The organism is Luteimonas sp. J29, from assembly GCF_000472505.1.
GTDB lineage: Bacteria > Pseudomonadota > Gammaproteobacteria > Xanthomonadales > Xanthomonadaceae > Luteimonas.
This window is the reverse complement of sequence record NZ_AWZR01000006.1, coordinates 229,952-255,531: the sequence shown is the minus strand read 5'-3', so window position 1 is coordinate 255,531 and position 25,580 is coordinate 229,952. Positions and strand designations below refer to the sequence as shown.

Below are 25,580 nucleotides of genomic sequence, written 5' to 3'. Positions count from 1 at the left end.
GTGGCAGGCGCCTACCCGACGCGATCCCACTGCAGCGAGAATCGGGCCGACAGCGTCGCGCCCGGCTGCAGCCGGTGGCCCGGCACAAGGTTGAAGGCGTCGGGCGGGGCGGTCTGCGGTTCCACGCAGGTCGCGTGCGCGGTCTCGTCATAGACCACCCAGTCCGTGCATTCGGACACCAGGCGGACGCGTTGCCCCGCCCGGTGCAGGACCACGGGCGTCCGGTTCACGAAGCAGTCGTCCCAAGGGCCGGAGCGGACCGGTCCGGACGGCAGCACCGTGATGCCCTGCGCGTCGCGCGGATACATCGCCTCGGGCGCGAACTCCATCCGCCCGGGCTTGCGGAACCACGGGTGCCAGCCGATCGAGGCCGGCATCGCCTGGTCGCCCGCCGTCACCGACAGTTCCAGTTCCAGCACCGTCCCTCGCACGTCGATCCGCTGGCGCGCCGTGCCCCCGAACGGCCAGCGATGGTCGGCCGGCAAGGCCAGTTCCAGCGTGGCGTGGCGCAGCCCGTGCGTCACCACGCGCCACGGCAGCAGGAAGCCGACGCCGTGGATGGCGTGGTCGCCCAGGTTCACCGGCAGCCGGAAGCTGCGCCCGTCGAATCCGAAACGCCCCCCGCGGATGCGTCCGCACCAGGGCACCATCGGATAACAGCCCCAGGCGATCGCCGCATCCGCGCCGTCCCCGCCATGGCCGACCAGCTGCTCGACACCCTCGAACCGCACCTGCGCGATGCGTCCGCCGGCCTCGGCGGCGATGTCGACCTCGAGCGCGCCGTCGCCGATCGTCAGCAGCCGTCCCGGGGCCAGCGGCGAGAGCGGGCCCGGGTCGGCGCCCGCGGCGTCAGCCGCCATACGGATGCAGTGTGCGGATCCGTCCCTGCGCGTCGTAGGCGAGTTCGACCACCTTGGCCGAGCGCAGGTGGGTCACGCCACCCGACAGGATCGAGTCGTGGTAGTACAGCCACCAGCGGCCATCGAACTCGACGATCGAATGGTGGGTCGTCCAGCCCACCACCGGCTCGAGGATCCGGCCCTGGTACACGAACGGCCCGTACGGGCTGTCGCTGGTGGCGTAGCACAGGTAGTGGGTGTTGCCGGTGGAGTACGAGAGGTAGTAGCGCCCGCCGTACCTGTGCACCCACGGCGCCTCGAAGAAGCGGCGGTCGTGGTCGCCGGCGCGCAGCGGCTTGCCGTCCTCCGGGTCGAGGATCAGCACCTCGCGCGGGGTTTCCGCGAACTGCTTCATATCCTCGGTCAGCCGCGCGATGATCGGGCCCAGGGCCGGTTCGTCGTCGGCCGGCTCCTCGTGCGCCGGGTCGTAGCGGTTGTCGCGGTACTTCTGCAGCTGCCCGCCCCAGATGCCGCCGAAGTAGAGGTAGAACTCGCCGTCCTCGTCCCCGAACACCGCCGGGTCGATCGAGTAGCTGCCGCGGATCGGCTCCGGCTCCGGCTTGAACGGCCCTTCCGGCCGGTCGCCCACCGCCACCCCGATCTGGAAGATCCCGTCGGGCCGCTTGGCCGGGAAGTACAGGTAGTACTTGCCGTTCCGGGTCGCCGCGTCCGGTGCCCACATCTGGCGGTCCGCCCACGGCACGTCGTCCACGCTCAGCGCCACGCCGCAGTCGCGCGCGGGGGACGTGGGCGAGTCCTGGCACAGCACGTGGTAGTCGCGCATCTGGAAGTGGCCGCCATCGTCGTCGAAGGCGGCGCCGGTCTCGATGTCGTGCGAGGGGTAGATGTAGATCTTCCCCTCGAACACGTGCGCCGACGGGTCGGCGGTGTAGATATGCGTCACCAGGGGCCTGGAGATGGCCTTGTCGGCCAGCGCCTTCAGTTCGGCCTCGGTGTATTCGCGGTCTGCCATGGTGTCCTCTGGAGTGTCTTGCGGATGGCTCAGGCCGGCTGGCCGACGCGGCGCGCTGCCAGGTCGCGTTCGATCTGCGATTCCATCTGCTTGTTGATCCTGTAGAAAAACAGCAGGGCCGCGGCCAGCAGGAACGGCGCCGAGCAGTACAGGCTCACCGCCAGGCGGATGCCGGCGACCGTCTCCGGCGACTGCGCCGGCAGGTCGGCGTCGTAGCCGTAGTGGGCGAGGATGCCGGCGACCAGCGCGCCGCCGATGCTCAGACCGACTTTCAGGCCGCACAGGATCGCGGAGAAGATGATCGCGGTCGCGCGGCGGTGGTTCTTCCACTCGGAGTAGTCGGCCACGTCGGCCACCATCGCCCACAGCAGCGGGATGGTGATGCCGTAGAAGAAGCCGTGCAGGATCTGCGCGCCGAACACCAGGCCGATGCGGTCCGGCGGGATGATGTAGAAGGCGAGCATGAACAGGGTCGAGATGACCAGGAACACGCCGAACACGTCGCGCTTGCCGAAGCGGTCGGCCAGCCTCTTCGAGAAGCCGATGCCCACCACCATCAGGATGATGCCGCCGGCGTTGAACAGGCCGAAGGCCGACGTGGTGGCATCCTCCGGCAGGTCGAAGCCGGCCAGGCCCATGCCGACCAGCGCCGAGTTGATCCCGCCCAGGACGCTGTAGAAGCCGATCGACTCCAGGAACCTGGCCATCGCCGGCTCCTGCAGGTAGTTCTCGAAGTAGTACACGTAGGTGCCGCCCTTCAGGGCAAGGGTCGTGAACACCAGGATGGTCACCAGCAGCATGATCAGCCACGGCCGGTTGCCGGCCAGGTCGGCCAGGTCGCGGCCGACGCTGGACTTCTGCTCCTGCGCCGGGACCACGCGCTCGCGGGTGGTGAGGAAGGTGATCAGGAAGAACACGGTGCCGACCACCGCGAACAGCAGCATCGTGTTCCGGAAGCCCTGCACGCGGTCGCCGTCGCCGAGGATGTTGACCAGCGGCAGCAGCAGCGCCTGCACCACCAGCTGGGCCACCATCACCGCGACGAAGCGGTAGGCCGACAGGCTGTTGCGCTCGCCCATGTTGCCGGTGAGCACGCCGCTCAGGGCCGCGTACGGCAGGTTGTTGGCCGCGTACACCAGCACCAGCAGGGTATAGGTGGCGGCGGCGTAGAACACCTTGCCCTGCGGCCCCAGGTCCGGCGTGGTGAAGGCCAGCAGCGAGAGGACGCCGAACGGCACCGCCGTCCACAGGATCCAGGGCCGGAACTTGCCCCAACGGGAGTTGGTGCGGTCGGCCAGCACCGCCACCAGCGGGGTGAACACGAAGGCACCGAGCAGGCCGACCACGAAGATGATGGTGGCCGCGGTGCCGGCAGGGATGCGGTAGATGTCGGTGTAGAAGTACGCGAGGAACGTCATCAACGTCTGGAAGATGAGGTTCGCCGCGAGGTCGCCGAGGCTGTAACCCACCTTCTCGGTGACCGAAAGCCGCTCAGTACTGGTATTCAAGAATGCCCCCCGCTTCTGCGTGCCGGCGGAACGGACCGCCGATCGCGCCTATCCTAACCGTGGCGGGGCCGGAAGCTCTCCCGTCCGCGCGCAAATCGATGGACCCATTCCAACTCTGGCATGTCGCGCGCCGGCTTCGGAATCGCGGCGCGATGCCCACGGCGCCGCGGCCGTGCCGCCGGCGCGGCCCGGCCCTGGCTCCCCGCGCAAAAAATCACGACCCGTCCGGCACGCACGGTGCCGGAGGGGTCGTGGGGAGAAAGCAGTCCCGAAAGGACCCGGTCAGAACGTGCCGCGGATGCCGATCAGGAACGTCCGGCCCGGCTGGTAGATCTCGCCGGGGACGTTCGGGAACGCCAGGTAGTTGCGGGTGTTCTCATTGGTGAGGTTGAGCACGTTGAACGTCAGCTGCGGCTTCGACGGCAGCCAGTCGAGCGTATAGCTGGCCGAGAGGTCGAACTGGCCGCGGTCCTCGCCGAAGTACTGGGCGTAGTTCAGGCCGCCCTCGTTGTTGCCGAGCGCGCGCTGCGCCGAACCTTCGACCCAGTTGTACGACAGGCGGATGGAGGCGACGTCGTTCTCCCAGTAGGCGGTGGCGTTCCACATCACCGGGGCGATGCCGAACAGGTTGCCGGCCAGTTGGTCGGCCTCCTGGCCGGTGGGCTTGAGGTCGATGTCGGTGTAGTTGGCCATGAAGCCCAGGCCTTCGAACACGAAATCCAGCGGCTGCACCCAGATCAGCTCCCAGCCCTGGATGTCGAGGGTGGCGTTGGCGTTGACCTGCTGGCGCACGTTGATCGGCGCGTCGAGGCCGCCGTTGGCCATCAGCGCCGCCAGCTGGTTCTCGCTCAGCGCGTCGAGCGGGATGCCCAGGGTGCGGAAGGGACGGACGGTCACGCCCTGGTAGGTGTAGCCCGACACCCGCTTGTTGAACAGGGTCAGCGCCACCATGCCCTCATCACCGGTGTACCACTCCAGGCCCAGGTCGACGTTGGTCGACAGGTACGGCGACAGGTCGGGGTTGCCCTGGTCGGCGATCTCGGCGGACGGATCGGAGAAGGTGGTCGCCGGCAGCATCGAACGCGGGTTCGGGCGGGTCAGCGTGCGCGAGCTGGACAGTCGCAGCACCCAGTCCTTGGCCACGTCCCAGCGCAGGCTGGCCGACGGCAGCCACTCGTCGTAGGAGCCGTCGAGCGCCTGCCATTCGCGCAGCGCGCCCAGGGTCACCGGGCTGGAGATCGTCTGGTCGGTGTCGATGTAGCGCACGCCCGCGTTGAAGCGCAGGTTGCGGTTCCACACCTCGGTCTCGCCGTTGACCTCGACGTAGGCCGCGAAGTTGCGCTCGTCCACGCCGCCGGCGGCCGCGCCGACAGACTGCGACGAGTTGACCTCGGGCGCCTCGTCGAAGAAGCGCTGGTAGTCCGTGGCGCGCATGAACGCGTCGAAGTCCACGGTGATGAAGCCGTACGGACCGGGGCGCAGGAAGTTGGGAATCTGCGCGTCCGGCACCACCGAGAACACGTTCTCCTGCCAGGCCGCGCTGTTGTCGAACGCGACGATCGTGCGGTAGAAGCGGTCGTGCGACACGCCGACCTTGAAGTTGTTGATCTCGTCGCCGAAGCGCAGGTCGGCGCGCAGACGCCCGGCTTCGGTCACCCGCTTCTCGTTGTTGAGGTTCACGCGGCCACCGCTCCAGGTCCAGCCGGCATTCGGGTCGTTGAGGTCGAGCGTGCTGGTGTAGACCGGGTGTTCGCCGTCGTTGAAGTACTCGACCGTGGTGAACGGCGACGCCGGCAGGATCGTCGGCGACTCGCGGAAGAACCAGCTGCGGCTCCAGTTGGCCTGCAGGTCGAGCTGGATGCTCTCGTCCTCGCCGAACCAGAAGGTCGCGCCCGGGTTGATGTTCCAGTACTGCACCTCGTCGCGGTACGGACGCGCCTCCAGGAAGAACTGCGCGTTGACCAGGGTGGCGCGGGTCACGACGTTGTTGGCGTCGAGCTGCATGTTGGTCGGGATGAAGCCGACCGGGCCGAAGGTGCGGCCGACCAGGTTCATGTCGATGCGGTCGTTCTCGTACTTCGCGCGCGAGTACAGCGCATCGACATAGAAGTGCATCCGGTCGTTCGGGCGCCACTCCAGCGAGCCGACCACCGAGTCGCGCTCGCGGTCGCCGGCCATGTCGACCGGGCGCGCCAGGCGCGGGAACAGGGCCTCGGTGATCTGGTCGAGGCTCAGCCCCGGGTTCTGGGCCATCAGCCATTCGGCGTCGATCACGTCTCCCGGTGTCATGCCGGCGCCACGGGTCGAGGCGTTGTCCGGGACGGTATTGGGCATCTGCAGGCTGCCGCCGCCGCCCGGGTTGCACTCGGCCGGACGGGTATTGAGCGGATCGACGCCCTCCGGCGCCTCCAGGCCGCACTGCTGGTAGTTGAGGCTCGGGTTCATCCACCCGATCGACTCCCAGCCGCGCACCGACATCCGGCTGCGGACCACGGCCGCGCCGACCATCGCGCCGAAGGTGCCTTCGTCGTTGGTCCAGCTGTACATCGCCGAGCCGCGCGGATTGAACTTCTCGCCGATGGTGTTGTAGTCGAACTGTCCGGAGTAGTTGAAATGCCGGCCGGGGATGTCGAACGGCCGGGTCAGGCGCATGTCGACCACGCCGGAGATGCCGCCTTCGGGCAGGCTCGCCTGCGGCGACTTGTACACCGTGAGCTTGTTGAAGAATTCGGTCGGGAACAGGTTCAGGTCGACTTCGCGGTTCTGGTTGCCGCGATTGAGGCCGATCGAGGCCGTGGCCGCCTCGCCACCGTTGATCAGGGTCTTGGTGAAACTCTGCGGCAGGCCGCGGATGCCGACGTTCAGGCCTTCGCCGTTGACGTCGCGGTCGATCTGGATGCCGGGGATGCGCGCCAGCGACTCGGCGATGTTGGTGTCCGGGAACTTGCCGATGTCCTCGGAGAAGATGCTGTCGGTGAAGCCGGTCGCCTCGCGCTTGGCTTCGGTCGAGTACTGCAGGCTCTGGCGGTAACCGGTGACAAGGACCCTGTCGAGGTCGGTCGCGTCCTGGTCCGCGGACGGCGCCGGCACGTCCTGCGCAGGGGACTGGTCCTGGGCCATGGCCGCACCCGCCAGGCCGATCAGGGCCAGGCCGAGGGCATGGGACAACGCTGATCTTGCAATTCGGACTTGCACGGAACTCCCCTCCCGTTACGTGGCGCACACTTGTCGGTGACACCGGTGGACTTTTATGCCTCGTGCCCCCACGGGGACGCATGCACGACTCGCCCCGACGGGAGTGGCGGCCGGATGGTAGCGCTATCAGATTCGCGCGCACACGCTGCGACGCAGCAAGCACTTTCCATACAGAACAGTGTGGAATACGCGGGAAAAACCCCGACAGCGTTGTCGAGAACCGTCCCACCCGTCCCAGGCGGGTGCATTGCGCGCGTTCGTGGACGGAATGTGTTACTGATAGCGCTACCACGCGATGATCGCACCGGGGAGGGAGCGATATGCCGTTCGCACGTGCTTCATGCGCCACCGCATCCGTCGCGGCCCGGACACGCGGCGCATGAGTGCGCACGTCGACGCCGCGCGCGCACCGGCGAGAGCCAGCCATTACCGGTGGGTGATCTGCGCGCTGCTGTTCTTCGCCACCACCATCAACTACGTCGATCGCGCGGTGCTCGGCGTGCTCGCCCCGACCCTGTCGGCGGAGTTCGGATGGAGCGAACAGCAGTACGGCGTGATCAGCGCCGCCTTCACCCTTGCCTACGCGATCGGCTTCCTGTTCGCAGGCTGGTTCATCGACCGCGTCGGCACGCGCGTGGGCTACAGCGTGTATCTCACGGTGTGGTCGATCGCGGCGGCAGCGCACGCGCTGGCCAAGTCCGTCGCGGGTTTCAGCATCGCGCGCTTCGTCCTGGGTCTCGGCGAATCGGGCAATTTCCCGGCCGCGGTGAAGACCGTGGCCGAGTGGTTCCCGAAACGGGAGCGCGCCTTTGCCACCGGTGTCTTCAATGCCGGATCCAATATCGGCGCGATCGTGGCGCCCCTGCTGGTGCCGTGGCTGGCGCTCACCTGGGGCTGGCGCACCGCATTCGTCGTCACCGGCCTCGCGGGCCTGGTCTGGCTGGCCTTCTGGCTGCCCGTGTACCGGCGCCCGGCCGCGCATCCGAAGGTCTCGCCGGGCGAGCTCGCGCTGATCCAGAGCGACCCGCCCCACCCGCCGGTCAAGCTGTCGTGGCTGCGGCTGCTGCGCCTGCGCCAGACCTGGGCGTTCACCGGCGGCAAGTTCCTCAGCGACTCGGTGTGGTGGTTCTACCTGTTCTGGTTCCCGATGTTCATGGCCGACCGTTTCGGGGTCGACCTGCGCACGATCGGCCTGCCCATGGTCACGGTGTTCCTGCTCGCCGACGTGGGGTCGGTCAGCGGCGGCTGGTTCAGTTCGTCCCTGATGAAGCGCGGCTGGACCGCGAACGCCGCGCGCAAGACGGCGATGCTGGTGTGCGCGCTGTGCATCCTGCCGGTGGTGTTCGCGCCGCACGTCGAGGGCCAGTGGTTGGCAGTCTGGCTCATCGGGCTGGCCGCGGCCGCGCACCAGGGCTTCTCGGCGAACCTGTTCACGCTGACCTCGGACATGTTCCCGCGCGCCGCGGTGGCCTCGGTGGTGGGCATCGGCGGCTTCGCCGGCGCGATGGGCGGCTTCTGCATGAACCTCGGCGCCGGCTGGCTGCGCCAGCACACCGGCAGCTACGGGGCGATGTTCATGATGGCCGGCGGCGCCTATCTCGCCGCGCTGCTGGTGATCCACGTGCTGGCACCGCGACTGGCGCCCGCGCAGCTGGAGCCGCAGGCATGAGCGGCCGCGCCCACCACTGCCACCAGCCGCGACACGCGCGGCCCGGCGCCACGACGACCCGGGGGCGTTCGATGGGACCAAAGCGTTTCCTGCTTGCCTCCATGCTCGCGCTGCTGGCCACCCTGCCTTGCGCCGCGCTTGCGCAACACGACTGCCGTGCGCCGGCCGCCGTGTGCGACGCGCGCACCGGCGACGCGATGCCGCTGGTCGAAACCGGCGTGCCCGTGCGCGTGCTCGTGGACGACGGCGACTTCCCCGCCGTGCACCGCGCGGCCGAAGCGTTGCGCGAGGACCTCGCCGCGGTGTCCGGCGGTACGCCGGACCCGGCCTCGCGCACCGCGATCATCGCCGGCACCCTCGGCCGCAGCGCGCGCATCGACCGCATCGTGGCCGCGCACGGCATCGACACCACTGGCGTCGCCGGTACCTGGGAAGCCTACCTGCTGCAGGTGGTCGAGCGCCCCGAGCCGGGCATCGACCGCGCACTGGTGGTGGTCGGCGCCGACCGGCGCGGCACCGCGTTCGGCCTGTACGAGCTCTCGCGCCGCATCGGCGTCTCCCCCTGGACCTGGTGGGCGGATGTGCCGCCGCCGCGCCGCCTGCAGCTGTACGTCGCGCCGGGACGCTTCACCGACGCGCCGAAGGTGAGGTACCGCGGCATCTTCATCAACGACGAGGAGCCCGCGCTCGGCGGCTGGACCCGCGCCACCTTCGGCGGCACCAACCACAGGTTCTACGAGCGCGTGTTCCAGCTGATCCTGCGCCACAAGGCCAACTACCTGTGGCCGGCGATGTGGCAGCCGCGCGCGTTCTACGCGGACGATCCGCGCAACGCCGAACTCGCCGACGAGTACGGCGTGGTCATCGCCACCAGCCACCACGAGCCGATGATGCGCGCCCACGACGAGTGGTCGCGGTTCGGCAAGGGCCCGTGGGACTACGCCCGCAACGACAAGGTGCTGCGCGAGTTCTGGCGCGGCGGCATCGAGCGCCTGCAGGGCCGCGAGGCCGTGGTCACGCTGGGCATGCGCGGCGACGGCGACGAGGCGATGACCGAGGGCACCGCGATCGCCCTGCTCGAGCGCATCGTCGCCGACCAGCGCAGGATCATCGCCGAGGTGACCGGCCGTCCCGCGGAGGAAACTCCACAGGTGTGGGCGCTGTACAAGGAAGTGCAGGACTACTACGACAAGGGCATGCGCGTCCCGGACGACGTGACCCTGCTGTTCGCCGACGACAACTGGGGCAACATCCGCCGGCTGCCGGATCCCGCCGACAGGCGCCCCGGCAGCTACGGCGTGTACTACCACTTCGACTACGTCGGCGGCCCGCGCAACTACAAGTGGCTCAACACCACCCAGATCGAGCGCGCCTGGGAGCAGATGCGCCTGGCCTGGGCCCACGGCGTGGACCGGGTGTGGATCGTCAACGTCGGCGACATCAAGCCGATGGAGCTGCCGATCAGCGCCTTCCTCGACCAGGCCTGGGACCCGGACCGCGCCGACCTCGACTGGATCGCGCGCTACCCGGCCGCATGGGCGGCCGAGCAGTTCGGACCGGCGCATGCGCCGGAGATCGGCGAGATCCTCACCGCCTACACCCGCTACAACGCGCGCCGCAAGCCGGAGCTGGTCGACGCCGACACCTGGAGCCTGCTGCACGACCGCGAGGCCGAGCGCGTGCTCGCCGAATGGGACGCGCTCGAGCAGCGCACCCTGGCCCTCGCCCGCCGCATCCCGGACAGCCACGCCGACGCCTGGGCGCAGCTGGTCGAGTACCCGGTGCTGGCCAGCGCCAACCTCAACCGCCTGCACATCTCCGCCGCACGCAACAGGCTGTACGCCTCGCAGGGACGCGCCTCGGCCAACGACTGGGCGGACGAGACCAGGCGCCTGTTCGAACGCGACGCCGAGCTGCAGCGCCTGTACGAGCACGGGATCGCAGGCGGCAAGTGGATCCACATGATGTCGCAGCCGCGCATCGGCTACACCCACTGGCAGCAGCCCGAGCGCAACGTGCTGCCCCCGCTGGCGCAGGTGGACGTGCCCGAGCGCGGCGTCACCGGCGTGGCGGTGGAAGGCGACGCGCGCGGCTGGCCGAGGCCGGCGCAGTCGCCGCGGGTGCCGCCGTTGGACCCGGTCGCCGCGACCACGCGCGCGATCGTGGTCTACAACCGCGGGCGGCAGCCGGTCGGCTTCACCGCGCGCTCCACGGTGCCATGGCTGAAGGTTGCGCCGGAGTCCGGCGAGGTGCCGGACGCGATCGAACTGGATCTGGCCGTGGACTGGTCGAAGCTGTCCGAAGGCGAACACGAGGCGGTGGTGGCGATCCGCGGCAGCGACCGCACCGAGGTCTACGTGCAGGTGCCGGTGCGCAAGCCGCCCGCGCATCCTGGCGCGCGCGGATTCGTGGAGGGCGACGGCGTGGTCGCGGTCGAGGCTGCCCGCCATGCGCGCGCGGTGCCGCCGCCCGGCGGCGAATGGCAGGAGATCCCGAACCTCGGGCGTACGCTCTCGGGCGTGACCGCGTGGCCGGCGACCGGCCCTGCACTGGAACCGGGCGGCGACGGCGCGCGACTGGAGTATCCGCTGGTGATCGACGCCGCCGGCGAGGTCGAAGTGCGCGTGGTGGTCTCGCCCACGCTCGATTTCCGCAACCGGGGCGGGCTTCGCTACGCGGTCTCGCTCAATGACGGCGAGCCGCAGCTGGTGAACGTGCGTCTCGACCCGAGCCCGGGCGACCGCGATTTCCAGGCCTGGGAGCGCGCGGTGATCGACAGCGTGCACGTGGCCAGCTCGCGGCACGCCGCGACCGCGGGCGCGAACACGCTCAAACTCTGGCTGGTGGATCCGGGCCTGGTGTTCCAGCGCATCGAGGTGGTCACCACGCCACGCGAGCGCGGGACGCTGGGGCCGGTGGAAAGCCGGCGGCGCTGAGGGTTCCTGCAATGCCCCGGTGAAGCATTGATCGACACCATCCCCCGCTTGCGCGGGCGAAGATGTGGACGACTCCTTGCCCGCGTGCGGGCGAGGGGGATCAGGACAACTCCTTCCGCCGCTTGCGGGGGAAGGCCGGGATGGGGGCTGGCCGATGCGACTGCCTTCCCCCCACCCCAACCCTCCCCCGCAAGCGGGGGAGGGGGAAGCAGGACAATTCCTTCCCCCGCTTGCGGGGGAAGGCCGGGGTGGGGGCTGGCCGATGCGACTGCCTTCCCCCCACCCCAACCCTCCCCCGCAAGCGGGGGAGGGGAGCAGGGCAATTCCTTCCCCCGCTTGCGGGGGCGGGCGCTTGCAGATGCCTTCCCGCGCGCGGGAAGGCTGTTTGAACCATGCCTTCCGCGCAGGCGGAAGGCGGACACGCCGCCCCTCGCCGCCTGCGAGCGATGGGCTCCGACACCTCCTCCATTGCCGAATTCATGACCGCCGCAAGACCGCTGAACCTGCACCCGGACCGCCTGTTCCCGTCGGACCCGACCCAGCGCGCCATCGCGCGCCGCCTGTACGCGGAGGTGGCCGGCCTGCCGATCGTCAGCCCGCACGGCCACACCGACCCGGCCTGGTGGGCCGTGGACGCGCCGTTCGCCAACGCCACCGAGCTGCTGCTGGTGCCCGACCACTACGTATTCCGGATGCTCTACAGCCAGGGCATCGACCTCGACGCACTCGGCATCCCGCGCGCCGACGGCTCGCGCGCGCAGGTCGATCCGCGCGAGGCCTGGCGCCTGTTCGCCCGCCACTACCACCTGTTCCGCGGCACCCCTTCCGCACTCTGGCTCGACCACGTCTTCCACGAGGTCTTCGGCCTGCGCGAGCGCCTGTGCGCCGACAGCGCCGACCGCTACTACGACGCGATCACCGATGCCCTGCAGACCGCGCCGTTCCGCCCGCGGGCGCTGTTCGATCGATTCAACATCGAGGTCATCGCGACCACCGAATCGCCGCTCGATCCCCTCGCCCACCACCAGGCGATCCGCGACAGCGGCTGGCGCGGACGCGTGGTCACCGCCTACCGGCCGGACCCGGTGATCGATCCCGAGCACGAGCAGTTCGCCCAGTCCCTCGAGCGCTTCGGCGAGATCACCGGCGAGAACGTCTACGACTGGGACGGCTACCTGCGCGCGCACCGCCAGCGGCGCGCCTTCTTCGCCTCGATGGGCGCGACGTCCACCGACCACGGGCATCCGACCTGCGCCACCGCCGACCTCCCGCCCGACCAGGCCCGCGCCTTGTTCACCCGTGTGGTCACCGGCAAGGCCGACGCCGCCGACGCCGAGCTGTTCCGCGCCCAGATGCTCACCGAGATGGCGGCGATGAGCCTGGACGACGGCCTGGTAATGCAGATCCACCCCGGCTGCTTCCGCAACCACAACCGCGCCCTGTTCGAACGCTACGGCCGCGACAGGGGTGCGGACATCCCGTTGCGCACCGACTACGTGCACGGGCTCAAGCCGCTGCTCGACCGCTTCGGCAACGAGCCGCGCTTCCGGCTGGTCCTGTTCACCCTCGACGAGAGCACCTACTCGCGCGAGCTCGCGCCGCTGGCCGGGCACTGGCCCTGCCTGTACCTGGGCCCGGCGTGGTGGTTCCACGACTCGCCCGAGGGCATGTGGCGCTTCCGCGAGCAGACGCTGGGTACCGCCGGCTTCTACAACACCGTCGGCTTCAACGACGACACACGCGCGTTCCTGTCGATCCCGGCCCGCCACGACGTCGCCCGCCGCATCGACTGCGCGGTGCTGGCCAAGCTGGTGGCCGAACATCGCCTCGAGGAAGACGAGGCGGTGGAAGTCGCCGCCGACCTCGCCTACCGCCTGCCGAAGGAGGCCTACCGCTTGTGAGCCGTCGCGTCCCCGCCCTGCCCGCGCGCACCGCGCGCGCATCGCGCCTGCGCGTCCTGTTCGCGGCCGCCATCGCCATCGCCGCCACCGCGGTGTCGCCGGCGGTTGCCGCAGAGGACGGCGCGCCACGCACTTCCGTCCTGCTCGACACCGGCTGGCGCTTCCACGCCGGCGATCCGCCGGGCGTGGACGGCAGGCTGGACTACGACGTGCGCCCCGACGTTACGCAAAGCGCGGACGGCAAGGTCGCCGATGCGCGGCCCGACGCGGCGGTGGAAGTCGACACCACGCGTCCGGTGCTCAAGCCCTGGATCCTGCCCACCGCCAACCGCTTCATCGCCGATCCCGCTGCCCGCCACGCGCGTCCGCAGCACGAGCCCGATACCGGCGAGGTGCCCTTCCTGCGCGCCGACTTCGACGACCGCGGCTGGCAGCAGGTCACCCTGCCGCACGACTGGGCCATCGCCGGGCCCTTCATCGCCGACGGCCCCTACGGCGGCATGGGCCGGCTGCCCAGCTGGGGCATCGGCTGGTACCGGCGCACGCTGGACGTCCCCGCCTCGCACCAGGGACGGCGCGTGTTCCTGGACGTGGGCGGTGCGATGTCCTACGCCAGCGTCTGGCTCAACGGCAAACTCGTCGGCGGCTGGCCCTATGGCTACAACAGCTGGCGCGTGGACCTGACCCCGTACGTGCAGTTCGGCGGCCGCAACCAGCTCGCGATCCGGCTCGACAACCCGCCCGAATCCGCGCGCTGGTATCCGGGCGGCGGCCTGTACCGCGACGTGCACCTGACCATCACCGATCCGGTGCACGTCACGCAGTGGGGCACCACCGTCACCACGCCGCAGGTCTCGGCGGAAGCGGCGACCGTGCACCTGGCGGTCGCGGTCGACAACACCACCGATGCGCCGGTGCGCGCGCAGGTGGAGACGGAGTTCTTCGAACTCGACGCCCAGGGCCACCCGCAGGGCGAGGCGGTCGCGCGCATTCCGGCGGTCGGTTTCGACATCGTCGCCGGCGGCAGCACGAAGGCCACCTCGCGCGCGCAGATCGCCAGTCCGCGCCTGTGGGGCCCGCCGCCCACGCAGCGGCCCAACCTGTATCTCGCCGTGACCACCGTGCGCCGGGGCGGCCGCGTGGTCGACCGCGTCGAGACCCGCTTCGGCATCCGCGACGTGCAGTGGGATCCGGACCGCGGCGTGATCGTCAACGGCGAGCACATCGTGCTCAACGGGGTGAACCAGCACCACGACCTGGGCGCGCTGGGCGCCGCGTTCAACGTCCGCGCCGCCGAGCGACAGCTGGAGATCCTGCGCAGCATGGGCGTCAATGCCATCCGCATGGCGCACAACCCGCCCGACACGCAGCTGCTCGAACTCACCGACCGCATGGGTTTCCTCGTCATCGACGAGGTGTTCGATTCGTGGGAGAAGAAGAAGACCCCGCTCGACTTCCACCTGGTCTTCCCCGACTGGCACGAGCCCGACCTGCGCGCGATGCTGCGCCGCGACCGCAACCACCCTTCCGTGATCCTGTGGAGCGTGGGCAACGAGGTCGGCGAGCAGTACGACGGCGAGGCCGGCGCGGCGATCGGGCGGCGGCTGGTGCGGATCGTGCGCGAGGAGGACCCGACCCGCCCGGCCACCGCCTCGATGAACTGGGCCAAGGCCGACATGCCCTTCCCGGCCGAGTTCGACGTGATCAACCTCAACTACCAGGGCGAGGGCATCCGCCAGGAGCCGGAGTTCGAGGGCACCGAGCGCATCCGCACGCCGCCCTCCTACCCCGCCTTCCGCGCCGCGTTCCCCGACAAGGTGATCTTCGGCAGCGAGACCGCCTCGTCGCTGAGCACGCGCGGCACCTATCTGTTCCCGGTCACGCCGCTGCAGAGCGCGCCGGTGCGCGACCACAACGGCGGCGGCGATTCGGCGCGGCAGCTGGTCAGCGCCTACGAGCTGTACGCGGTCGATTTCGGCTCCAGCGCCGACAAGGTCTTCGCCACCCTCGACCGTCACCCGTACGTGGCTGGCGAGTTCGTGTGGAACGGCTTCGACTACCTGGGCGAGCCCACGCCCTACTACAGCGCGCGCAGCTCCTACAGCGGCTTGATCGACCTGGCCGGCTTCCCCAAGGACCGCTTCTACCTCTACCAGGCGCGCTGGCGGCCGGACCTGCCGATGGCGCACATCCTGCCGCACTGGAACTGGCCGGGGCGCGATGGCGAGGTGACGCCCGTGCACGTGTTCACCAGTGGCGACGAGGCCGAGCTGTTCCTCAACGGCGTCTCGCAGGGGCGGAAGAAGAAGGGTCCGTACCAGTACCGCCTGCGCTGGGACGAGGTGGTGTACGAACCCGGCGAACTGCACGTGCGCGTCTGGCGCGGCGGCCGCGAGTGGACCGAGGCGCGCGTGCAGACCACCGGCGCGCCCGCGCGCCTGGCGCTGGAGGCCGACCGCACGGCGATCGGCAACGACGGCCGCGACCTGTCTTTCATCACCCTGCGCGTGCTGGACGCGCAGGGGCGGGCCATCCGCAATGCAGACAGCCTGGTGCGCTTCGAGATCGAGGGCCCGGCGACGCTGGTCGCCACCGACAACGGCGACCCGCGCGACCTGACCGCCTTCCCCTCGCCCGAGCGCAGGGCCTTCAGCGGGATGGCGCTGGCGATCGTGCGCGCCGTCCCGGGGCAGTCCGGTACCGTGCGGGTGGTGGCCCGGTCCGAAGGCCTGGAGCCGGCGACGGTCGAGCTTCGGGTCGGCGACGATGGCGAGCCCAGGTAGGTTCGCGCGCACCCGCCGGCCCCCCCCACCCCCGTGGGAGCGCCTCTGGGCGCGAATGCCGTTCGCGTGCGAGCGCCGTGGCTGCCGGGTGCCGCCACGCGCCGTACCCGTTGCGGCCGGCCGCGACCCAAGGTAGTGATATCCCGCCGCCGCACCGACGCCTGCGCATCCCCCTTCGACGGAGATCCCATGAACAAGCGCAACGCCTTCCACGTCCTCGCCGCCGCGGTGCTGGCGGCCGCGTCCACCGCCCTCGCCGCCCCGCCGCCACAGGCGCTCAAGGATGTGTACGCCGACGCCTTCCTCGTCGGCACCGCGATGAATGCGGACATGGTTTCGGGCAAGGATGCGCGCGCGCAGGCGCTGGTGCCCCTGCACTTCAACGCCATCACCGCGGAGAACGCGATGAAGGCCGAGGAACTGCATCCCGAGCCCGGCACCTGGGACTTCGCCGACGCCGACGCCTTCGTCGAGTTCGGCCAGCGCCACGGCCTGTTCATGGTCGGCCACACCCTGGTCTGGCACAACCAGACCCCGGCCTGGTTCTTCGAGGACGCCGACGGCCAGCCGGCCGACACCGCGACGATGCGCGAACGCCTGCGCGATTACATCCACACCGTCGCCGGCCGTTACGCCGGCCGCGTGCACGCCTGGGACGTGGTCAACGAACAGATCGGCGAGGACGGCCAGTACCGCGACACGCTGTGGACCCGCGCCTACGGCGGCGACGGCGACGCCCTGCTGCGCGACGCCTTCCGCTTCGCCGCCGAGGCCGCGCCCGACGCCGAGCTCTACTACAACGACTTCAACGCCTGGCGCCCGGAAAAGCGCGACGGCATCGTGCGCATGGTCAGGATGCTGCAGGAGCACGGCATCCGCATCGACGGCGTCGGCATCCAGGGCCACTGGGGCCTGAACTACCCGTCCACCGCGCACATCGAGGCCGCCATCGACGCCTACGCCGCGCTCGGGGTCAAGGTGATGATCACCGAACTCGAGGTGGACGTGCTGCCGCTGACCAGGGAAGGCCAGATCATCGGCCAGGGCCTGATGCACCCGCAGTTCGAGCTGCCCGAGTTCAAGCGCTTCCTCGATCCCTACCGCGACGGCCTCCCCGACGAGGTGCAGCAGCAGCTCGCCGACCGCTACGCCGAGCTGTTCCGCATCTTCCACGGCCGCCGCGACAAGCTGCACCGGGTGACAGTGTGGGGCGTGGAGGACGGCATGTCGTGGAAGAACGGCTACCCGATCCCGAACCGCACCAACCATCCGCTGCTGTTCGACCGACAGGGCCAGGCCAAGCCCGCGCTGCGCGCGGTGCTCGCGGTTCCGTCCGCACCCTGAGGCCTCTTCCACCCGGACAGGCGACGCCACCATGCCCATTGTCCCGAACCCCGTCCTGCGCGGCTTCCATCCCGACCCGTCGATCGTGCGCGTCGGCGACGACTACTACATCGCCACCTCCACTTTCGAATGGTGGCCGGGCGTGGCCATCGCCCACTCGCGCGACCTCGTCCACTGGCGCACCGTGCGCCCGGCGATCACCCGCGCGTCCCAGCTCGACCTGCGCGGCCGCCCGAACTCCGGCGGCGTCTGGGCGCCGGCGCTGAGCCACGCCGACGGCCTGTTCCACCTGATCTACACCGACGTGCGCGGCTGGACCGGCGAGTTCAAGGACGTGCGCAACTACCTCGTCACCGCGTCGGACATCGAGGGCCCGTGGTCGGAGCCGGTCCACCTCAACAACTCCGGCTTCGACCCGTCGCTGTTCCACGACGTCGACGGCCGCAAGTGGCTGGTGAACATGGTCTGGGACCACCGCCCGGGCCACAACAGCTTCGGCGGCATCCTGCTGCAGGAGTACGACCCGTCCGCGCGCGCCCTGGTCGGCCCCGTCCACAACATCTTCCGCGGCACCCCGCTGGGCCTGGTGGAGGGCCCGCACCTGTACCACGTCGACGGCTGGTACTACCTGCTGGTGGCCGAAGGCGGCACCTTCGCCACCCACGCCGCCACAGTGGCGCGTTCGCGCCGCATCGAAGGCCCGTACCAACCGATGCCCGACGGCCCGCTGCTCACCAGCGCCCACGACCCGTCGCTGCGCCTGCAGTCCGCCGGCCACGGCTCACTGGTGCAGCACGCCGACGGCAGGTGGAGCCTCGCCCACCTGTGCCGGCGCCCGCTGCCCAATGGCCGCTCCATCCTCGGCCGCGAAACCGCGCTGCAGGACATCGCGTGGGTGGACGGCTGGCCGAGCCTCGCCCACGGCACCCGTACCCCCGCGGACCACTTCACCGCGCCCGACCTGCCGCCGCATCCCTGGCCCGCCGTGCCCGAGCGCGACGACTTCGACGCGCCGCGGCTTGGCCCGCATTGGCAGTCGCCGCGCGCCCCGATCGACGAGGCCATGGCCAGCCTCACCGCCCGCCCTGGCTACCTGCGCCTGTACGGCCGCGAGAGCATCGTCTCGCGCTTCGAACAGAGCCTGGTCGCCCGCCGGCAGCAGGCGTTCCGGATCGAGGCCACGACCTGCGTCGAGTTCTCCCCCGAGGACTTCCAGCAGATGGCAGGCCTGGTCGCGTTCTACAGCACCGACAGCTTCTACTACCTGTTCCTCTCGCGCACCGGACACTCGCGCCGCTGCCTGGGCCTGATGCGCTGCGAACGCGGCCAGGTCACCTGGCCGGTGGAGAAGGAATACCCGCTCGACGACTGCGAGCGCGTGTACCTGCGCCTGGCCATCGACCACGACCGCATCCGCTTCGCCTACTCGCGCGATGGCGAGCTGTGGAGCGCCGTGGGCTGGGAACACGACGCCTCGATCCTGGCCGACGAACACGCCGTGCCCTGCGGCTTCACCGGAAACTTCGTCGGCATCGCCTGCCAGGACATCAGCGGCCGGCGCCTGCATGCGGACTTCGACTGGTTCGAGTACCGGGAGTTGGGTGACGCGGCAGAAAGCGGCACGAAATAGGTGCACTCCCACGCATCGGGCCGGAACCGCCCGCGGCGGCAACCGTGCAAGTGCGGCCATCGGGGCCACAAGGGCGCGGCAGGCTGTTCACTTGCCCGGGACTGCACGACAGCAAGGCCAGGCTCGACTCCGGGATGACCGCGGCCCCACTGACCACTGCGGTCCGCCACCGACCAGCGCGCTGCAAAAGGATATGGGGCGCGGGCGCCCCGTTTGCTTCCGTTGACGTCCATCGCTGCGCACAGCTCTGCCAGAGATGCAGTCAAACGGGCGGCCCGGCACGTGTCGTCAAGCGCCTTCGCAGGTTGCCTGGCTCCGGGAGCCAACGGCTTGCTCCAGTGCCGGAAGAGGTTCCCGCGCCTTCCCGTCCTCGCGGGCGGACGCGACTTCCGGATATCACCCCACCACCAGTTCCAGCAGCAACACCCCCGCCAGGCCCACGATCGAGATGGTCGTCTCCATCACCGTCCAGGAAGCGAACGTCTGCTTCATGGACAGGTTGAAGAACTCCTTGAACATCCAGAACGCGGAGTCGTTGACGTGGGAGCCGAACACGCTGCCGGCGCCGACGGCGAGCACCATCAGCTCGGGCGAGGCGCCGGTGGTGGCGATCAGGGGACCGACGATGCCGGCAGCGGTGATCACGGCGACGGTCGCCGAGCCGATCATCACCCGCAGCAGCGCGGTGGCCAGCCAGGCGAAGATCAGCGGCGGCATGTGCCAGGCTTCGCTCAACGCGGCGATCTCGGCGCCCACGCCGCTGTCCACCAGCACCTGCTTGAACACGCCGCCGGCGGTGATGATGAGCAGGATCACGGCGATCCCGGCGATGGCGGCATTGAGCCACCTGGTCTGCGTCTCCAGGCTTGCCCCGCGGCGCCAGCCCAGCCACCAGAACGCGGCCAGGGTCGAGATCAGCAGGGCGATGGTCGGGTTGCCGAGGAACAGCAGCGCGGTCCGCGCGGCGCCTTCCGGCAGCAGCGCGTCGGCCAGCACCGAGACGCTGATCAGCAGCACCGGGGAGAGCGCGATCAGGAACGAGCTCCACGCTCCCGGAAGCTCCTTGTGCCCGGTGCTGGAGGCGAACAGGTCGAGCATCGGCGGGTTGATCACCTGCATCCGCCGGCCCAGGAACGGGCCGGCGATCACCACCGCCGGGATCGCCATCACCATGCCGTAGAGCAGTGTCTTGCCCATGTCCGCGCCGAAGGCGTTGACCAGGATCACCGGGCCCGGGTGCGGCGGCAGGAAGCAGTGGGTGGTGCTGAGCGAGGCCACCGTGGGGATGGCCAGGTACAGGATCGGCAGGCCGGTGCGGCGCGCCAGCGAGAAGATCAGCGGCAGCAGGATGATGAAGCCGGCGTTGAAGTACAGCGGGATGCCGACCAGGAAGCCGGTCAGCAGCAGCGCCCACTGGATGTTCTTCTCGCCGAAGCGCGCGATCAGGGTGTTGGCGATCTTCTCCGCCGCGCCGCTTTCCTCCAGCACCTTGCCGAGGATCGCGCCGAGCACGATCACCAGCGCCAGCCCGGCGAGCGTGCTGCCCACGCCGTTGTCGATGGTCTTGAGCAGCTGTTCGGGCGACATGCCCAGCGCAAGGCCCATCGGGATGGCGACCACCAGCAGCGACAGGAACGGGCTGAGCTTGCGCGAGGTCAGGAAGATCTGCAGCGCGATCGCCACTGCGATGATCAGGAACATGGTCATGCGGTGCGCCCTCCCCGGCGGCTGCCGTCAGTTCTGGTGCGTGTCCGTGCCAGGTGCGTCGTGGCTGCGCGCACGCAGCGCATCGCGGCCGGCGCGCAGGGTTTCGAGAATGCGGTCGACGTCGTAGACGCAGCCGCCCCAGGTACCGCCGCTCGCGTCCTGCAGCGCGGCCCACAGGCGGGTGTCGGCAGGCAGCCTCGGATGCGGGGCGATGGCGGGATGCACCTCGCGCGTGGCCAGCAGTGCCGCCGCAACGCCGGGATCGAGCGGTGCCTCGCGGTCGATGCCGATGAAGTCGAGGCGGCCTTCGAGGCGGTTGCGGTCGATCTCGATCCGGATCACGTCGCCGTCGCGCAGGCGCCCGATCGGGCCCCCCGCCAGCGCCTCCGGGCCGACGTGGCCGATGCAGGCGCCGGTGGACACGCCGGAGAAGCGCGCATCGGTGATCACCGCCACGTGCTTGCCCCACGGCAGGTGCTTGAGCGCGGAGGTGAGCTGGTAGGTCTCCTCCATGCCGGTGCCGGCGGGGCCGCAACCGGCGAGGACGATGATGTCGCCCGCGCGCACGGCGTCGTCGCCTTTCGACTTGATCGCGCGGATCGCGTCGCGCTCGGTGGCGAACACCCGCGCCGGCCCGGTGTGGCGGTAGACGTTGTCGGGATCGACCACCGACGGATCGATCGAAGTGGCCTTGATCACCGAGCCGTCGGGCGCGATGTTGCCGCGCGGGAACACCAGCGCGCTGGTCAGGCCGGCGGCGCGGGCCACGTCAGGCGCCATGATCACGTTGTCGGGGTCGACGCCATCGACCTCGTGCAGGCGTTCGCGGGCGATGCGGCGCGCGTCGCTGCGCTCCCACCAGTCGAGGTTCTCGCCCAGGGTGCGTCCGGTGACGGTGAGTACGTCGAGGTGCAGCAGCCCCATGTGCCGCAGGTGCAGCATCACCTCGGGCACGCCGCCGGCCAGGAACACCTGCACCGTCGGATGGTGGCGAGGGCCGTTGGGCAGCGCGTCCACCAGGCGCGGCGTGGCGCGGTTGGCGCGGATCCAGTCGTCAACCGTGGGCCGCTGGACGCCGGCGGCGTGCGCGATGGCCGGCACGTGCAGCAGCAGGTTGGTCGAACCGCCGAACGCGGCATGCACCACCAGTGCGTTCTCCACCGCCTCGCGGGTGACGATCGCCGACAGCGGCGTGCCCTGCCCCGCCAGCGCCATCAGCGCCAGCGCGGAACGGCGCGCGATGTCGGTCCACGCCGGCTCGCCCGAGGGCGCAAGCGCGCTGTGCGGCAGCGCGATGCCGAGCGCTTCGGCCACCACCTGCGAGGTGGCCGCGGTGCCGAGGAACTGGCAGCCGCCGCCTGGCGATCCGCAGGCGCGGCAGCCCATGGCCGCGGCGTGTTCGAGGTCGATCAGGCCGTGCGAGAAGCGCGCCCCGATGGTCTGCACGATCGCGGTGTCCTCGGCGCCGCGCGCGGGCAGCGTGACCCCGCCGGGCACGATCACGCCGGGCAGGTCGCCGCAGCCGGCCAGCGCCAGCATCATCGCCGGCAGGCCCTTGTCGCAGGTCGCCACGCCGAGCACGCCGCGGCGCACCGGCAGCGAGCGCACCAGGCGCCGCATCACCACCGCCGCGTCGTTGCGGTACGGCAGGCTGTCGAACATGCCGGCGGTGCCCTGGGTGCGGCCGTCGCAGGGATCGGAGCAGGCGACCGCGAACGGCAGCGCGCCGTGTTCGGCGAAGGTGCGCGCGGCGGTGCGCACCATCTGGTCGAGTTCCCAGTGGCCGGTGTGCAGGCCGAGCGCGACCGGCTGGCCGTCCTCGGCGCGCAGGCCGCCCTGGGTGCTGACGATCAGGTACGGATCGCGTCCGACTTCCGACGCGCGCCAGCCCATGCCGGCGTTCTGGGTCATGCCGAACAGGTGCCCGCTCGGTGCCTCGCGCAGCATGCGTTCGTCGATCGGCAGCCGGCCGGGCGGCCCTTCCCCGGACGTGCGCGACGCGGCGATCGCCGACCCGTCGCCGAGCAGGACGTCGAGGGCAGGCGGCGTGGGGGTCATGCGCGGCGATCCACGTGGGTGGCCGTCCGGCACGCAAGGCGTGCGCAGGCCCCTTCCCCCGCGCGCAGGGGAAAGTCGGGATGGGGGCAAGGGACGCCTGGCGACGCACGCAGCCTCATGCACCGCGGGGGTGCCCCCACCCCGGCGCTCCCCCGCAGGCGGGGGAGGGAGCAGGCACGGGCGCGATCTGCGGTCAGGGGCCGGGGATCACGCAGCCGCGCGTCCACATGCCTGCATGCACGGCGCAGGCGCACCCCTTCCCCCGCCTGCGGGGGAAGGCTGGGATGGGGGCAAGGGACGCCTGGCGGCACACGCAGCCTGGTGCGCCGCGGGGGCGCCACCCAGGCCCTCCCCCGCGCGCGGGGGAAGGAGCAGGCACGGGTCCGATCAGACGTCACGCGTGGTCCACTCGCCGTCCACGAGGCGCCACAGGCGGCCACCCGGATTCCTGTCCTGCAGCTCGGCAGGCAGGCGGTGCGGGCGCACGTTGTCGTAGCTGTGCAGGGCCGAGAAGCGGACCAGCGACGCCGGGATGCCCACCGCGGTGAAGCCCGGATGGCCGGTGGCCGGGAACGGGCCGCCGTGGTTCATCGCCGGGCTTACCGCGACGCCGGTGGGCATCTTGTCGTTGAGCAGGCGGCCGACGCGCGTGCGCAGCACCGGCGCGAGCGTGTCGTAGGCCGCATCGTCCGAGCCGTCGGTGTGGCTGTAGATCGTGCCGGTGAGGTTGCCTTCCATCGCCTCGGCCACCTGCACCATTTCGGCGCAGGACGCGGCGACCACCACCAGGTGCACGTGGCCGAAGGCCTCGGACTGCAGCGCTTCGGGATTGGCCAGGAACGCCTTGCCCGAAGCCCGCAGCAGCGTCGGCTGGAACGCGAACCCCGGGACCTCGTCGGCGACGGCGCCGCCGGCCAGCAGCTCCGCGCCCGCCTCACGCAGTTGCGCCACCGTCGCGGCGATGTCCTTCGGCGCCTGCGGCGAGAGCAGCACGCCCGGCCTGGCCGCCTGCGCCAGCCGCCGCAACTCCTCGACGAACGCTTCGGCCTCGTCGCTCTTCTCGACCACGCTGATGCCCGGCTTGGTGCAGAACTGGCCCGCGCCCATCGCACAGGAGCCGTGAAGCTCGGCGGCGATTGCGGCGCCGCGCTCGCGCAGCGCGCCTGGCAGCACGAACACCGGGTTGACGCTCGACATTTCCAGGTAGATCGGCTTGCCCACCGCGTCGGCCGCGGCCTTGAGCTTCATGCCGGTCGGGCGGCCGCCGGTGAAGGCCACCGCGCCGACGCGCGGATCGGCGACCAGGCGCAGGCCGAGCTCGCCCGGGCAGCGGTAGAACATCTGCACCGCGCCCGAGGGCAGGCCTGCGGCCTGCGCGGCTTCGAGCGCGGCTTCGGCGAGCAGTACCGAAGTGCGTGGATGCGACGGATGCGCCTTGGCGATGACCGGGTTGCCGGCCGCGACCGCGGCGGCGAAGTCGCCACCGGCGATGCCGTTGAACGCATACGGGAAGTTGTTCGGGCCGAACACCACCACCGGGCCGCCCAGCGGCGCGTGGATCGAGCGCAGCCCGGCCGCGGTGTCGATGGTGGCGCGGCGCCAGCTGCCGTCGCGCGCGGCCTTCGCCGCCTGGCGCAGCTGGCCGGTGGTGCGCGGCAGCTCGGCGTTGCGCAGGCGCGGCTCCACCGGCAGGCCGGTCTCGCGATGCGCGGATTCGATCAGCGCTTCGGCGCGCGCTTCGATGGCGTCGGCGTAACGCTCCAGGAATCCGGCGATCGCGTCGGCCGGCAGGCGGGCCATCTGCACTGCCGCCTCCCTGCCCGCCTCGAGCATGGCCTCGATGTCCTCCCAGCCCGAGATCGGGTAGTGGTGGTCGTCGATGGCCTCGCCGGTGATGGGGTTCCAGGCGTGGAAGCTTCCGGAAGAGCGCGAGGGGCGCCAGGCGCCGTCGAGCAGGATCGGTTGCAGGTCGGGGGAGGTACTCATGACACGGGGTTCTCCAGGGTGAGTCCGTCGATATCGATGCGGACGACGTCGCCGGAACGCAGGGTGAAATCCTCGCCCGGCACGATGCCCGTGCCGGTGAAGAGGAACGCGCCACGGGGCTGGCGCAGTTCGCGCAGCAGCCAGCCGGCCAGTTCCTCCAGGCCGCGCTTGATCTGCGAGGTGCGGGTGGCACCGGAGAAGACGCTGGCGCCGTCGCGCAGGATGTCGAGCGCCACCGCGAGGTCGCGCATGCCCGCCGCGTCGCACAGGCGGATGCCGGGGCCGATCGCGCAGCTGCCGTCGTAGACCTTGGCCTGCGGGAGGTACAGCGGGTTCTCGCCTTCGATGCTGCGCGAGGACACGTCGTTGCCGGTGGTGTAGCCGACGATGCCGCCGTCGGCGCCGATCACCAGCACCAGTTCCGGTTCGGGCACGTCCCACTGGCTGTCCGCGCGCACGCGGATCGGCGCGCCGTGGCCGGCGACGCGCCAGCCGTTGGCCTTGAAGAACAGCTCGGGACGGTCGGCGCCGTACACGCGCTGGTAGACGTCCGCGGTCTGCGATTCGGCTTCGCGTGCCATGCGGCTGCTCAGGTAGGTGACGCCGCTGGCCCACACTTCCTGGTGGTCTTCGACGGGTGCCAGCAGCGGCGCGTCCGCGGCTTCGCCCAGTGGCAAGGCGACGAGCGCGTCGCGTGCACCGGCAGTGGGACCGCCAAGCCAGCGCGAGAGGGTGAAGTCCTGCGGCAGGTAGCGGCCGTCGAGCGCCCAGCGGGGGCCCCCGGTCGTGGCATGGCGGGTCAGCAGGCTGTGCATGCGGAAGTTTCCGTGGCAAGGAAATGGCGGCGTGCGTGACGGTTGCCGGACACGCGGGCGGCAGCCGCCACGATAGTGGATCGAAGGCGGGATGCGTGATGGCGGTTGCGCCTGCAACCGCGCCGGCGCCGCGTTGCACCGCACGCAGCGGCTATGATCACGCGGCCGCCACTTCC

Annotated in this window: 14 protein-coding genes; 6 read left to right on the top strand and 8 right to left on the bottom strand. The window is 70.6% G+C overall.

Translation table 11 applies throughout. The annotated features are described in order from the left end of the window. Positions 1-11: 11 nt before the first annotated feature. From LUTJ29_RS0111910 to LUTJ29_RS0111895, 4 genes are all read right to left on the bottom strand, one after another. Entirely contained in the window at positions 12-860 is an 849-nt protein-coding gene (locus LUTJ29_RS0111910) for an aldose epimerase (protein WP_027072710.1), read from the bottom strand. After that, complete coding sequence (locus LUTJ29_RS0111905) at positions 850-1,872, bottom strand: glycoside hydrolase family 43 protein (RefSeq protein WP_027072709.1); 1,023 nt, start codon at positions 1,870-1,872, stop codon at positions 850-852. Before LUTJ29_RS0111905 ends, LUTJ29_RS0111910 begins: the two co-directional genes overlap by 11 nt. A gap of 29 nt (positions 1,873-1,901) precedes the next feature. Next, entirely contained in the window at positions 1,902-3,380 is a 1,479-nt protein-coding gene (locus LUTJ29_RS0111900; protein ID WP_027072708.1) for an MFS transporter, read from the bottom strand. A 282-nt stretch (positions 3,381-3,662) separates the two neighbouring features. Next, positions 3,663-6,575, bottom strand: coding sequence for a TonB-dependent receptor (locus LUTJ29_RS0111895; protein WP_027072707.1), 2,913 nt, complete (start codon positions 6,573-6,575; stop codon positions 3,663-3,665). 379 nt (positions 6,576-6,954) lie between these two features. Here LUTJ29_RS0111895 and LUTJ29_RS0111890 point away from each other — a divergent pair, with 379 nt between their 5' ends. The 6 genes from LUTJ29_RS0111890 (at position 6,955) to LUTJ29_RS0111865 (ending at position 18,838) form a co-directional block, all read left to right on the top strand. Further along, complete coding sequence (locus LUTJ29_RS0111890) at positions 6,955-8,244, top strand: MFS transporter (RefSeq protein ID WP_027072706.1); 1,290 nt, start codon at positions 6,955-6,957, stop codon at positions 8,242-8,244. Positions 8,245-8,315: 71 nt separating this feature from the next. Next, on the top strand, positions 8,316-11,180 hold the full coding sequence (locus LUTJ29_RS0111885; RefSeq protein ID WP_043741241.1) for a glycosyl hydrolase 115 family protein: 2,865 nt from the start codon (positions 8,316-8,318) through the stop codon (positions 11,178-11,180). A gap of 479 nt (positions 11,181-11,659) precedes the next feature. Further along, on the top strand, positions 11,660-13,081 hold the full coding sequence (uxaC, locus tag LUTJ29_RS0111880; protein WP_043741237.1) for a glucuronate isomerase: 1,422 nt from the start codon (positions 11,660-11,662) through the stop codon (positions 13,079-13,081). A 77-nt stretch (positions 13,082-13,158) separates the two neighbouring features. Then, a complete protein-coding gene (gene galB / locus LUTJ29_RS0111875) occupies positions 13,159-15,864 on the top strand; it encodes a beta-galactosidase GalB (RefSeq protein ID WP_051322981.1) in 2,706 nt (901 codons plus the stop codon). Between the two features lie 189 nt (positions 15,865-16,053). After that, positions 16,054-17,208 (top strand): endo-1,4-beta-xylanase, encoded by a 1,155-nt coding sequence (locus LUTJ29_RS0111870; RefSeq protein ID WP_027072702.1) that lies wholly within the window; start codon positions 16,054-16,056, stop codon positions 17,206-17,208. A 31-nt stretch (positions 17,209-17,239) separates the two neighbouring features. After that, complete coding sequence (locus tag LUTJ29_RS0111865; protein WP_027072701.1) at positions 17,240-18,838, top strand: glycoside hydrolase family 43 protein; 1,599 nt, start codon at positions 17,240-17,242, stop codon at positions 18,836-18,838. 396 nt (positions 18,839-19,234) lie between these two features. Here the strand turns inward: LUTJ29_RS0111865 and LUTJ29_RS0111860 are convergent, their stop codons facing one another. The 4 genes from LUTJ29_RS0111860 to LUTJ29_RS0111845 form a co-directional block, all read right to left on the bottom strand. Then, the gene (locus tag LUTJ29_RS0111860) at positions 19,235-20,545 is read right to left on the bottom strand and encodes a gluconate:H+ symporter (protein ID WP_027072700.1); all 1,311 of its coding nucleotides are present in this window, start codon (positions 20,543-20,545) and stop codon (positions 19,235-19,237) included. 27 nt (positions 20,546-20,572) lie between these two features. Next, a complete protein-coding gene (locus LUTJ29_RS17285; protein WP_051322963.1) occupies positions 20,573-22,603 on the bottom strand; it encodes a YjhG/YagF family D-xylonate dehydratase in 2,031 nt (676 codons plus the stop codon). A gap of 387 nt (positions 22,604-22,990) precedes the next feature. Beyond that, the gene (locus LUTJ29_RS0111850; RefSeq protein ID WP_027072699.1) at positions 22,991-24,589 is read right to left on the bottom strand and encodes an aldehyde dehydrogenase (NADP(+)); all 1,599 of its coding nucleotides are present in this window, start codon (positions 24,587-24,589) and stop codon (positions 22,991-22,993) included. Beyond that, positions 24,586-25,404, bottom strand: coding sequence for a fumarylacetoacetate hydrolase family protein (locus LUTJ29_RS0111845; protein WP_027072698.1), 819 nt, complete (start codon positions 25,402-25,404; stop codon positions 24,586-24,588). The genes LUTJ29_RS0111850 and LUTJ29_RS0111845 overlap by 4 nt, the downstream gene beginning before the upstream one ends. Between the last annotated feature and the right edge of the window lie 176 nt (positions 25,405-25,580).

Bases quoted from the DNA above. Each gene is read 5' to 3' on its own strand.
- LUTJ29_RS0111910 (WP_027072710.1), bottom strand. From the start codon at position 860: ATGGCGGCTGACGCCGCGGGCGCCGACCCGGGCCCGCTCTCGCCGCTG.
- LUTJ29_RS0111905 (WP_027072709.1), bottom strand. From the start codon at position 1,872: ATGGCAGACCGCGAATACACCGAGGCCGAACTGAAGGCGCTGGCCGAC.
- LUTJ29_RS0111890 (WP_027072706.1), top strand. From the start codon at position 6,955: ATGAGTGCGCACGTCGACGCCGCGCGCGCACCGGCGAGAGCCAGCCAT.
- LUTJ29_RS0111885 (WP_043741241.1), top strand. From the start codon at position 8,316: ATGGGACCAAAGCGTTTCCTGCTTGCCTCCATGCTCGCGCTGCTGGCC.
- uxaC (WP_043741237.1), top strand. From the start codon at position 11,660: ATGACCGCCGCAAGACCGCTGAACCTGCACCCGGACCGCCTGTTCCCG.
- LUTJ29_RS0111870 (WP_027072702.1), top strand. From the start codon at position 16,054: ATGAACAAGCGCAACGCCTTCCACGTCCTCGCCGCCGCGGTGCTGGCG.
- LUTJ29_RS0111865 (WP_027072701.1), top strand. From the start codon at position 17,240: ATGCCCATTGTCCCGAACCCCGTCCTGCGCGGCTTCCATCCCGACCCG.
- LUTJ29_RS0111860 (WP_027072700.1), bottom strand. From the start codon at position 20,545: ATGACCATGTTCCTGATCATCGCAGTGGCGATCGCGCTGCAGATCTTC.
- LUTJ29_RS17285 (WP_051322963.1), bottom strand. From the start codon at position 22,603: ATGACCCCCACGCCGCCTGCCCTCGACGTCCTGCTCGGCGACGGGTCG.
- LUTJ29_RS0111850 (WP_027072699.1), bottom strand. From the start codon at position 24,589: ATGAGTACCTCCCCCGACCTGCAACCGATCCTGCTCGACGGCGCCTGG.
- LUTJ29_RS0111845 (WP_027072698.1), bottom strand. From the start codon at position 25,404: ATGCACAGCCTGCTGACCCGCCATGCCACGACCGGGGGCCCCCGCTGG.